1 protein-coding gene is annotated in these 2,899 nt (G+C 72.3%); it reads right to left on the bottom strand.

Annotation, left to right across the window (positions count from 1 at the left end):
• Window positions 1-2,772 (bottom strand): RHS repeat-associated core domain-containing protein (locus AC1D1S_RS20445; protein ID WP_476995365.1); only part of this gene is annotated, 2,772 nt, incomplete at its 3' end.
• Window positions 2,773-2,899 lie beyond the last annotated feature (127 nt).

Raw genomic sequence — 2,899 nt, forward strand, 5'->3', positions numbered from 1 at the left:
GGCCTGCGGTGGCGCGGGCCGGGGCGGCGCCGGTGCTGGTGGAGGCGGTACCGGGATGGGCACCGGCGGCGCAGGCGCCGGGACCGGGTAATCGCCGGCGTACTGGTGCGGCGCAGGCCTGGTGACCGGGGGTGGCCGATTTGCCAGGATCAGCCCGACGCCGCCTAGCCCGATGCCTGCCGCGCCACCCCACTGGACCGCGGCGCTGCCGAGCAGCCCGCCACCCTCCGCGACCGCGGCGCCACCCCCGACGATCGCGGTGCCCTCGGCCACCACGGCCCCGCCTTCGAGCAGCAGGGCGCCGCCTTCGAGCAGCAGGGCGGCGCCGCCCACGATGACGCCGACCCTCCCGGTTGGGTCGGTCACCGTGATCGGGTTGGCGTGCGCGAACGCGTACGTGTTCGGGCCGTCGGCGAGGTGCTCCGGGTCGGTGCTAGTCCAGCGGCCCAGCCAGGGGGCGTAGTAGCGCGCGGCGTGGTAACTGAACCCGCTCTCCTCGTCGCGCTCTTTGCCGCCCCAGCGGTAGCGCTTGGGGAGGTCGGTCTGGGCGCGGACCGCCTGGTAGGAGGTGCTGCCGTAGGGGAAGTACTCCTCGTAGCTAAGCACCGCCGCGGTCTCGTCGAGCTCGAGGGAGACGGTCGGCAGGTGGTTGCTGTACTGGTAGCGCAGCAGCCGCGCGGGCGCCGGGTCGGCGCCCTTCGTTCGCCGCTCGAGCGAGGCCACCGGGCGTCGAGCCGCGACGATGAGCACCTGCTCCCGCTCGCGCGTGACGGTGGTCCCGTCGGCGGCGTACTCGCGGAAGACCTCCATTGACCCGAGGTAGATCCGCTCGCGCAGCCGCCGCCCGGCGCCGTTCCCGGAGGGAGACTCGGTCACCTTGCGCAGCCGGATGCCACCGGAGTCGTAGACGTAGAAGGTCGTCTCGCCCGTCCCGTTGGCGACGACCGTGCGGGTGGTGGACGTGAGCTGGTCGTGCTCGTTCCAGGTCAGGTCCGCCAGGTGCGGCATCGAGGTGGTGCTGCCTGCTTCGTCGTACCCGTACGTCGCGGAGTACGGGCCGAGGTCCGGGTCGCCCGGGAGGCTGGTCGCCGAGAGTCGGTTGCCGGTGACGCCGGGCTCGAGCCGCGACGGCTCGGCGTACTGGTAACGCTGGGTCCAGCCGTTGCCACCGACCCGGTGCACGAGCGCCAGCAGGTTGCCGACAGGGTCGTAGTTGTAGCTCTCGGTGTAGGTGGCCATCGCGTTGCCGTCGCCCGGGTGTGCCAGCCGGGTCCAGGGCGCGTCGTCCGCCGTCACCTGCCGGGCGTGGTTCAGGCCGCCACCGGTCTGACCCATGTGTTCGCGGCCGGTCGCCCGGACCAGGCGGTAGCCGGCGTCGTAGGTGTAGTCGGCCGTCGGGTCGACCCGTTGGTTGCGGAAGAAAACCACATCGTGGATGTCGGCGTCGTCGCGCAGGCGGGTGATGTTGCCGACCGGGTCCCAGGTGTAGCCCAGGTCCTGGACGATGCGTTCGTCGGCGGGGAAGGTCGCCGGCCGCGTCGTGGTGAGCCGCCGCAGCCTCAAGGTCTGGGGGTTGTAGTCCCGCGTCGTCACGGTGCCGTTGCCGAGCTCGACCCGGGTGCGCTGGCCGTCGGCGTCGTACTCGATGTCGACGACCGGGTGCAGGGGAGCCGTGTCCGGGTCGAGCAGGTTGTCGGGCGCTACCGCCAGCTGCTCCCAGACGTCGACACGTTCGACGAGGCCGGCCTCATTGTAGGCCGCCATGACCACGTCCATCGGGCCGCCGTCGACGTGCGGGACCACCGCGAGTACCGGCCGGCTGACCGCGTCGCTCAGCGCGCGGGCGTGGAAGACCTCCGGCTCGAGCAGGGCGGCCGTCGCGGCGTCGAGCGTACCCGGGTCGGTCAGGTCCGCGATCGGCGACCAGTCGACGTCGCTGCGGTAGCTAACCGACAGCCTGCGCGACCGGTCGACCAGGTTGCCCTTGAAGTCACACGAGTCGTTGGCGCTGACGCCTCCGGCGTCGTAGTGCCGCAGCACCTCACCGCACAGGTTCGCCACGGCATGGCCCTCGCCATAGACCGTGCGCTGTGCCAGCCGCTCGGCGGCGCCGTCTGCCGTGACATACTGGTGGGTCGGGCGACGCACCGGGTCGTAGCGGGTCCGGGCGGCGTAGCCGCGCTCGTCCCAAGTGCGGATCGGGTGCCCGACGACGTCGACCAGCATCCAGCGAGCACCGGAGTCCATCGCGCGGTGCATCAGCTCGCGGCCGCTGACGTCCCGGCCGAGCACGTAGCCGACGCCGCCTCCCGCCAGCTGCTCGCGCTCGGCGTACTCCACCAAGCGCCTGCCCAGCGGGTCGGTGATCGCGAGCGTCTCGCCCTCGCAGTCGAAGGCGTGCCGAATGGCGTGCTTGCCCTCAGGGCCGAGGTCGCTGACCGAGAGGCAGATCCGTCCGGAGGGGTCGAGGTGCTCGACGGTCGGGGTGTCGGCGTACGCCGTGGTCTTGGCCGCCGCGTCATGCTCCGCCGCCCGTTCGGCCGGGGTGTCACCGAGCGTGCCGCCGGAGCGCTGCGCCACCCAGGAGGTGAACGCGCCGCCGCCAAGCAGCCGAGCGAAGTGGCCGCCCACGTCGGGGTCCGTCCGCGGGTCGGCCACCGAGGCCGTGTCACCGCGGTCGTGCTCCGCGCACGACCACGCGGTGGTGGTCGTCTTGGTCCAGGAGCCGTCGGGGTAGAGGGTCGCGACGTTGCGGCCAGGCGGGTCGTACATGCGCACGACGCTGACCCCGTTGGTCACCCCGAACTCGAAGGCCGGTGTCGCGGTGAAGAACCGCTGGAAACTGCGGACCGGCCGACCCTTGTTATCACGGATGGTCCACCCCGAGCCCACCCAGCGC

It is taken from the genome of Arthrobacter sp. P1_A5 (genome assembly GCF_056406825.1).